Genomic DNA, 7,905 nt, shown 5'->3' with positions numbered 1-7,905 from the left:
ATCGACGCCGCCGACGGCGGGCCCGCCGCGTAGTCGAGCACGGTGCCGATCGGGATCCCCGCGCCCGCGCCGGGGAGTGCGCCCAGCGGGGCGGGGATGGCGGACTGCGCACCGACGGCGGGCGTGAGGCCGGCGGCGAGTGCACCGGCGCCGGCCGCGCCGAGACCGGCGCGGCGGAGGAAGGTTCGGCGGTCGAACGTCATGGAGGTACTCCGAGATCTCGGTCGTAGACGAAAGGCGTGTGACGCGTGGGACGCACACGGCTACGGAGAGTCTGACACAAGAACATCGCCCAGTCGCCCCGGTCGTTACCACACGGGTGCCCGCGCGCCCGGCAGGCGCGGCTGGTTCACTGGTACCCATGAGCCGCACGCCCAGATGGAACGCCGCCGACGTCCCTGACCAGACGGGGCGTACGTTCGTCGTCACCGGAGCCAACGCCGGGATCGGGCTGGCCACCACCGCGACCCTCACCGCCCGGGGCGCCAAGGTGATCATGGCCTGCAGGAATCTCGACAAGGCGGAGGCCGCGCGCGACTCGCTCCCCCCCGAATCGCGGGAACTGGCGGAGATCCGCCGACTCGACCTGGCCGACCTCGATTCGGTCGAGGACTTCCTCGCCGCCTCCGCCCCGGGCCGCACCGGCGCCCGGATCGACGTCCTCGTCAACAACGCCGGCGTCATGAACCTCCCCCACTCCCGGACCGCGCAGGGCCACGAGATGCAGTTCGGGGTCAACGCACTCGGCCACCACGCGCTCACCGCGGGACTGGTCCCCCACCTGACCGACCGCGTGGTCTGGCTGGGATCCCTCGCCCACCTCCGGGGCAGGATCGACATCGACGACCTGAACATGGAGCGGCGCGGATACCGACCGATGGCGGCCTACGCCGACTCCAAGCTCGCCTGCATCATGCTCGCCTACGAATGGCAGCGCAGGCTCGATCGCCTGGGCGGCGGGCTCCGTTCGGTGGCCGCGCACCCCGGCTACACCTCCACCGAGCTCATCAGGCAGAGCGGCAGACCGCTCGCCGACCGGTTCTTCGAGCTGGGCAACTCGCTCACCTGGGCCGGACTCACACCGGAGATGGGCGCACTGTCCGTGCTCTACGCCGCGACCGTTCCCGATGTGGCCGGAGGGGCCTTTGTGGGACCCGATCGACTGGGCGGCCTCAAGGGGTACCCGAAGATCACCTCGTCGAGCAGCCGCTCGCGCGACGCGGGGGTCGCCGCCGCGCTGTGGGAGCGGTGCACGGAGATGGCGGCGTTCCGGTAGTCGCGCCGCGGGGTGCGGGCGCGGGACCGGGCGTCCGGTGGGTCAGGCCAGCCCGGAGGCCGCGAGGCCCGCACGGAGTCTGTCGAGGTGCTCGGGCGGCCCCTGGAGCAGGGGCATGCGCAACCGGTCCGACCCGATCAGGCCCTGCATCTTGAGCGCGGCCTTGACCTGGATGGCGCCCTGCGAGGTGTGCATGATCGCGTCGACCGCCGGGATGAGGCGCGTGTGGATCTCGCGGGCACGGTGGAGGTCGCCGGCGTCCACCGCGTCGATCATCGCCCGGTAGTCGTCCCCCGCGACGTGGCCGACCACCGACACGATGCCGGTGGCGCCGAGCGCGAGAAACGCGAGGTTGAGGACGTCGTCGCCGGAGAACCACAGCAGATCGGTCTCGGCCATGAGTCGGCTGGCCTCGAAGAGGTCACCCTTGGCGTCCTTGACCGCGCGGATCCCCGGGATCTCCGCCAGCCGGCGGATCGTGTCCGTGGACAGGGCCGTTCCGGTGCGGCCGGGGATGTCGTAGGCCATCACGGGCCGGCCCGCGGCCTCGGTGATCATCCGGAAGTGCTCCACGATGCCGTGCTGCGTGGGCTTGTTGTAGTACGGCGTCACCACCAGGAGCGTGTCGGCTCCGCGCGCGACCATCGCCTCCGCCGCCCGGATCGAGTGCAGGGTGTCGTTGGTGCCGCACCCCGCCATCACCGAGACGCGATCACCCACCGCCTCCACGACCGCGGCCACGCAGTCGTAGTCCTCCTCGTCCGAGGTGGTGGCGGACTCGCCGGTGGTGCCGTTGACCAGAAGGCCGTCGTGGCCGTGGTCGGCGAGGTGGACGGCGAGCCTCTGCAGCCCGTCGAAGTCGATCGAGCCGTCGTCGTGCATGGGGGTCACCATCGCGGTGATGACCCGCCCGAAGGGATTGTCCGACATGGCCACCAGCCTAGCGGTCACGATCGGTCACGCCTGCCGGCGGTGGCACCGCCCGGCGACGGGAAGGCCGCGGGGGTCGACGGCAACGGTGACAGGACCGTCAGCGGACCTTGTCGGGATTGGTGTCGAGGAACCGCCCCAGCGTGTTGTCGACGACGAGGGCCGCGAACTCGTTGGTCGTGGCCACTCCCAGGCGCAGGGTGGCGGACAGGGCGTTCTGCAACATCGGTGGCCTCCTGGAACGTCGTTGTGACGCCTGTCACTTTACGACACGCGGAGCGCGCTCCACATCCAAACGACCGACAAATCTGGACAAGTGTTCCGGACACCAATATTGTTGACTTATCATCTTCACTAGCGAGGTCGCCATGCTCGTTCCCGGGGTCAGGATCCACCGCTCGCTCTCGCGCTCGCACGACGGCGGCGGCTGGCTGGACTCCCGCCACTCCTTCTCCTTCGGCCGGCACCAGGACCCGATGAACACGCACTTCGGCCGCCTGCTGGTGAGCAACGACGACCGGATCGCCGCGGGATCCGGGTTCGACACCCACGGCCACCGCGACATGGAGATCGTCACGTGGGTGCTCTCCGGCTCACTCGTCCACCAGGATTCGGAGGGCCACAGCGGGATCATCTACCCGGGCCTGGCCCAACGGATGAGCGCCGGCTCCGGCATCCTGCACTCCGAGCGCAACGACGGCTGGCGCGACGGCTCGATCCGGCACGACCTGGTTCCCGGCGACCCGGTCCACCTGGTCCAGATGTGGGTCGTCCCGGACACCTCCGGCGGGGATCCCGGCTATGAACAGCTCGAGCTCGAACCCCGCGAGCTCGAGAACCAGCTCGCCGTCGTCGCCGGCGGACTCCCCACCTACTCCGACCGGTCCGCCATCCGGATCCGCAACAGCGCGTCCGCCCTGCTCGCGTCCCGCCTCGCGCCCGGCCGCTCCGTCGACCTCCCCGACGCGCCGTTCCTCCACCTCTACGTCCCGCTCGGATCCGTGACGCTCGAGGGAGAGGGCGTACTCGGGACCGGCGACGCCGCGCGGATGACGGCCTCGGGGGGCCGCCGCGTCACCGCCGGCGACGAGGGCGCGGAGATCCTGGTGTGGGAGATGCACCGGGGGATGACGATGCTCGACGTCCGCGGGCACTGACCGGGACGGCGGGTCCCCTCGTCGGCCCCGGGGGCCAGTTCCGAGGGCTCGGGGGCCCAGCGCGGGGGCTCGGTCCGGGGGTTCAGTCCGGGGGCTCAGTAGGAGAAGTCGTGCACCACGAAGACTTTTCCACCGGCGGAGTAGGCGATCCCCATGCCCGCCGACCGGTATCCCGGGTCGACCAGGTTCTGGTGGTGCCCGGGCGACTTCTTCCACAGGTCCACCAGGCAGACCGCACCGCAGTGCGTCCCGGCGGCGACGATGTTCTCGCCGTAGCCCCGGTTGAGCAGCGCGGTGTTGTGGTAGACGGCGTCCTCGGCGGCCAGTCGGTCCGCCCACCTCTGCGCCTCGGCGTCGAGCGCGGCGTCGGGCGCGAGAGTCCCGAGCCCGCGCGAGACCCGGTAGCCGTCGATCTCGCGGACGATCCCGTCACGCAGCCCTCCGGAGACGTCCCTGTACACCATCCCGGTGGATCCGGCCGCCGCCCACACCTCGGCGGGGAAGGCGGCGCGGACCTGGGAGACGACGCCGTCCACCACGTGCTGGGGGATCAGCTGCTGCGGGAGGAACGACGGCAGGGCCTGGGCGGAGGCCGTCGCGACTCCGCCACCCACGAGGGTGGCGGAGGTGACGGAGATGGTCGCGAGTGACGCGATGAACCTGGAGCGCATGGAGGTGATCATGCCGTCACGGCGCGCCTGGCGCGAACCGAATGTCCGATGTGCTCACGCGCCCGCGATACGGCCGTGACCTGCATAGATCAGAGTGGCTGATGTGGCTAGAGTGACTCCCGCGGCACCAGGAACAGCCCCGCCGACGGGAGCACCTCGAGGGTGACGGGCAGCGGTGCGACGGGGTCGCCGTCGGCGAACGCCTCGACGCCGTCGGCCTCGATGCGGACGGTGCGGCACCTCCTTGTGGTCACGCCCCGCAGACCCACATGGGTGCCGGAGTAGATCCGGCGGAAGTGCCACGCCAGCCGGAGCTTGGAGATCCTCCCGACGTAGCAGACGTCGAACAGCCCGTCGGACCGGTCGGCGTCCGGCGCGATCTTCATATCCCCGCCGTAGCTGCGGGTGATCGCGTAGGCGCTGAGCAGCACCTCGGTCTCGACGACCTCCTCCGTCGGCAGCCCCACGTCGAAGGCCATCCGGAACCGTCGGGGTCGGTACGTCGGGAACTCGATGATCGAGGCGAGGACGTAGCGCAGCGGGCCGCCGAGGATCCGCATCTCGTTGACCCGCCGGTTGACGGCCGAGTCCAGTCCAGCGCACAGGACGGAGGCGAAGACGTGGGGCCGGCCGCCGTCCGGGGTGGCCCGGCCGAGGTCGACCGACTCGACCCGGCCGGCCGCCACCACATCGGCGGCGGCCTCCGGGTTCCCCAGCGGGATCCCGTACTCGCGGGCGAGGTCGTTGCCGGTGCCCGCCGGGATGATGCCGATCGGGATGCCGGAGAACGCCTGCGCCTGGACCGCGAGGGAGACCATCCCGTCGCCGCCGCACACCACCAGCGCGTCGACGCCGTCGGCGACCGCCCGCCGCGCGAGGGCGAGGGAGTCCTCCGCGTCGGCACCGTCCAGTCGACGGACCTCCACGCCGTGCGAGCGCAGACGATCCACCGCCCGGCCCGCGACCGCCGCGCCGCGGCCGCCGCCGGCCGCCGGGTTGACCAGCACCGCGACGGACCGGATCTCGCGGTCGGACAGCTGCGCTCTCACGGGATCAGTGTCCCCGGATTGCACACCCCGTGCGGGTCGACCGCGTTCTTCACCGCGCGCAGCATCCGCACGCCCACCTCCCCGATCTCGGCCTCGAGGTAGGGCCTGTGGTCCACGCCCACCGCGTGATGGTGGGTGATGGTGCCGCCCGTCGCGACGATCGCCTCGCAGGCCGCCCGCTTGGCGTCGTACCACTGGGCGATCGGGTCACGGCCGCGCTGTCCGGCGACCACGGTGAAGTAGAGCGACGCACCCGTGGGATAGACGTGGCTGATGTGGCACATGACCAGCGCGGGGGTGCCGCTCGCCTCGAGCGCGGCGGTCAGCGCCTGCGCCACGGCGTCCCGCAGCGCCGGCAGCGCCGACCAGTCGGTGGCGGTCTCCAGGGTCTCGACCAGCGCACCGTTGTCGAGCAACGAGTCGCGCAGGACCGGGGCGCCGAAGCGGCCGTGCTCCCACGACCGCGCCGGACCGGGGCCCAGCGACGCGCCGCCGTGGGCCAGGAGCACCGCGCGGGTCTCGGCCAGTCGCGACTCCGCATGCTCCGCCGTGCCCTCGAACAGGCACAGGCACAGGCAGCCGCCGGGATCCGCGCCCGCGCCGTCGCCGTCCGCGCCCTCCGCCGCCTCGCCGATCGACTCCGTGGCGGTGGCGAGGTTGACCATCGTCTCCACCTCGTCCGAGAGCCGGATGACCGTGGGGCCGGTGCCCTGCTGCTCGACCGCACGCAGCGCCGCGGCGCCGGTCGCGAAGTCGGGGAAGCGGAACGCCTCGTGCCGGACGACCTCCGGCACCGGGTGGATCCGCACGCGGACCCTGGTGCACACCCCGAACGCCCCCTCCGAGCCGAGAAGCCACTGCCGGAGGTCAGGACCGGCCGCGGAGGCCGGGGCGCGGCCCGCCTCCATCACGCCGACCGGGGTCACCACCGTCAGCCCGCGGACCATCTCGTCGAAGCGCCCGTACCCGGCCGAGCTCTGCCCGGACGAGCGGGTCATGGCGTAGCCGCCCATCGTGGCGTAGGGGAAGGACTGCGGGAAGTGGCCGAGCGAGAACCCGTGCGCGGCCAGCAGGTCCTCGGCGCGGGGCCCGGACAGCCCCGCCCCGAGGACCGCCTCGCCCGACTCCGCGTCGATCGACTCGAGGGCGTCGAAGTGCGCGAGGTCCAGCGAGATCACGGCCCGGTGGCCACCGGCGTCCGGGGTGAGGCCACCCACGACGGAGGTGCCACCGCCGAAGGGCACCACCGCGACCCCCTCGCGTCCGCACCAGTCCAGGAGGGCGGCGACCTCGTCGTCGTCCCTCGGCGCGACCACCGCGTCGGGGCAGTCCACCGCCGGCCGCAGCCGCCAGGCCAGGAGGTCGGGGGTCGATTTCCCCCGCGCGCGCGGCAGGCGCTGGGCGTCGTCGACGGAGACGTTGCCCGCCCCCACCACGCCGGCGAGCGCCGCGAGGTCGGTGCCGGACAGCCGCGACGGCGAGGCCGTCACCGCGGCGGGGTCGAACCGGGCGCCGCCGGCCGCGGTCACCCCGAGCACGTCGCGCAGCAGGCCGCGGATGCCCTCGCCCAGGTCCCTGGCCTCGGCCTCCGTTCCCCACCGGGACAGGGCCATGTGCGGCAGCGGCAGGTTGTCAGCGGGGATCGTGGCGCTCATACTGGAACAGTAAAGCAGAATCTGTTCCGTTTCAGACAGCCCCGCCCGCGCCTCGCGCGGCGGACGACCGCCAAGGAGGGCCGGTGACGACGTCCGCCCCTCCGCGGTCCGCCCCTCCGCGCCGGTCCCGCGACCGCTCCCTCACGGCCGCGCGCGGCTCGATCCTCGAGATCGGTGCCGCCCGCACGACGATGGTCGAGGTCGCCCGCCGGTCCGGGGTGGGGCGGACCACCCTCTACCGGCACTGGCCGGACATCACCGCGCTGTTCGCCGACCTGCTCACGCGCGAGCTCGCCGCCGTGGCCGAGCGGGTCGACCCCACGCTCCGCGACGCCGGCCCCGCCCGCCCGGACGCCCGCGATGCCGACGACCTCGCCAGGCTCCTGTGCACCATGGCCGACGAGGTCCGGACCGACCCGCTGCTGGACGCGCTGCGCCGCGAGTCGGAGCTGATCGCCGAGTACGTCCTCCACCGGCTGGGGACCTCCCAACGTCGCCTCATCGCCGTCCTGCGCGGGCTCCTGGCGCAGGCGATCGCCACCGACGGGAGGCTGGCCGGCCGCGATCCCGATCGCACCGCCACCATGCTCTTCCTGGCCCTGCAGGGAGCGGTCCTGTCCGCTCCGCTGGCGGACCCGCCGCTCGACCCGGACGCCTGGCGGACGGAACTGCACCTACTCATCAGGGGATACCTCGGGTTATGACCGGTCACACCGACACCGCCACGCCGGCCACCACGCCGGCCACCACCGCCCTGTCCGCCGCCCGCCGCCGCCGCGAGCTCGCCGACCTGCGCGCCCGCGACACCCCCGTCGACCTGGTGGTGATCGGCGGCGGCATCACGGGCGCGGGGATCGCGCTGGACGCCGCCTCCCGCGGGCTCGAGACCGTGCTGCTCGAGGCCCACGACCTGGCCTTCGGCACCAGCCGCTGGTCGTCCAAGCTCGCCCACGGCGGACTGCGCTACCTCGCCACCGGGAACGTCGGCATCGCCCGGCGCTCGGCCGTCGAGCGCGGGATCATGCTCGAGCGCACCGCCCCCCACCTCGTGCGCCCGCTCGCCCAGGTGGTGCCGGTCTTCCGCGACACGCCGCCGCTGGGCGCCGTGCTGCCGGGCCTGGGGTTCGTCGCCGGCACCCTGCTCTCCCGCCTCGCCGGGACCCCCGC

9 protein-coding genes and 1 pseudogene are annotated in these 7,905 nt (G+C 72.9%); 4 read left to right on the top strand and 6 right to left on the bottom strand.

All coding sequences use genetic code 11. From position 1 onward, the window contains the following. Positions 1-203, bottom strand: a pseudogene (locus B4M60_RS08215) (Tat pathway signal sequence domain protein); the annotation flags it as partial. Positions 204-361: 158 nt separating this feature from the next. Between B4M60_RS08215 and B4M60_RS08210 the strand changes: the two are divergent. Then, entirely contained in the window at positions 362-1,276 is a 915-nt protein-coding gene (locus tag B4M60_RS08210; RefSeq protein WP_291082105.1) for an oxidoreductase, read from the top strand. A gap of 42 nt (positions 1,277-1,318) precedes the next feature. Here B4M60_RS08210 and dapA read toward each other — a convergent pair whose 3' ends face one another. After that, positions 1,319-2,206, bottom strand: a complete 888-nt coding sequence (dapA, locus tag B4M60_RS08205) for a 4-hydroxy-tetrahydrodipicolinate synthase (protein WP_291082103.1) — start codon at positions 2,204-2,206, stop codon at positions 1,319-1,321. 100 nt (positions 2,207-2,306) lie between these two features. Continuing rightward, positions 2,307-2,432, bottom strand: coding sequence for a hypothetical protein (locus tag B4M60_RS08200; RefSeq protein WP_291082101.1), 126 nt, complete (start codon positions 2,430-2,432; stop codon positions 2,307-2,309). A gap of 142 nt (positions 2,433-2,574) precedes the next feature. Here B4M60_RS08200 and B4M60_RS08195 point away from each other — a divergent pair, with 142 nt between their 5' ends. Beyond that, positions 2,575-3,363 carry a pirin family protein gene (locus B4M60_RS08195; protein ID WP_291082099.1) on the top strand — a complete coding sequence of 263 codons (789 nt, stop codon included), beginning with the start codon at positions 2,575-2,577 and terminating at the stop codon, positions 3,361-3,363. A gap of 95 nt (positions 3,364-3,458) precedes the next feature. On the opposite strand, the gene B4M60_RS08190 is transcribed toward B4M60_RS08195, so the two are convergent. The 3 genes from B4M60_RS08190 to B4M60_RS08180 form a co-directional block, all read right to left on the bottom strand. After that, entirely contained in the window at positions 3,459-4,034 is a 576-nt protein-coding gene (locus tag B4M60_RS08190; RefSeq protein ID WP_291082097.1) for a CAP domain-containing protein, read from the bottom strand. Positions 4,035-4,141: 107 nt separating this feature from the next. Next, a complete protein-coding gene (locus B4M60_RS08185; RefSeq protein WP_291082095.1) occupies positions 4,142-5,083 on the bottom strand; it encodes a diacylglycerol kinase in 942 nt (313 codons plus the stop codon). Beyond that, complete coding sequence (locus B4M60_RS08180) at positions 5,080-6,696, bottom strand: FAD-binding oxidoreductase (protein WP_291082113.1); 1,617 nt, start codon at positions 6,694-6,696, stop codon at positions 5,080-5,082. The genes B4M60_RS08185 and B4M60_RS08180 overlap by 4 nt, the downstream gene beginning before the upstream one ends. 125 nt (positions 6,697-6,821) lie before the next feature. Between B4M60_RS08180 and B4M60_RS08175 the strand changes: the two genes are divergently transcribed. Both B4M60_RS08175 and B4M60_RS08170 read left to right on the top strand, forming a co-directional pair. Continuing rightward, positions 6,822-7,442, top strand: coding sequence for a TetR/AcrR family transcriptional regulator (locus B4M60_RS08175; RefSeq protein WP_291082093.1), 621 nt, complete (start codon positions 6,822-6,824; stop codon positions 7,440-7,442). Beyond that, on the top strand, positions 7,439-7,905 hold a 467-nt coding region (locus tag B4M60_RS08170; RefSeq protein WP_291082091.1), incomplete at its 3' end, for an FAD-dependent oxidoreductase. The genes B4M60_RS08175 and B4M60_RS08170, both read left to right, overlap by 4 nt.

Origin of the sequence: Dietzia sp. UBA5065, assembly GCA_002415925.1 — a bacterium.
Lineage (GTDB): Bacteria > Actinomycetota > Actinomycetes > Mycobacteriales > Mycobacteriaceae > Dietzia.
This window is presented reverse-complemented; position numbering and strand designations above follow the sequence as displayed.

Excerpts from the sequence above, each read along its gene's own strand:
- B4M60_RS08210 (WP_291082105.1), top strand. The coding sequence starts at position 362 with ATGAGCCGCACGCCCAGATGGAACGCCGCCGACGTCCCTGACCAGACG.
- dapA (WP_291082103.1), bottom strand. The coding sequence starts at position 2,206 with ATGTCGGACAATCCCTTCGGGCGGGTCATCACCGCGATGGTGACCCCC.
- B4M60_RS08200 (WP_291082101.1), bottom strand. The coding sequence starts at position 2,432 with ATGTTGCAGAACGCCCTGTCCGCCACCCTGCGCCTGGGAGTGGCCACG.
- B4M60_RS08195 (WP_291082099.1), top strand. The coding sequence starts at position 2,575 with ATGCTCGTTCCCGGGGTCAGGATCCACCGCTCGCTCTCGCGCTCGCAC.
- B4M60_RS08190 (WP_291082097.1), bottom strand. The coding sequence starts at position 4,034 with ATGCGCTCCAGGTTCATCGCGTCACTCGCGACCATCTCCGTCACCTCC.
- B4M60_RS08180 (WP_291082113.1), bottom strand. The coding sequence starts at position 6,696 with ATGGCCCTGTCCCGGTGGGGAACGGAGGCCGAGGCCAGGGACCTGGGC.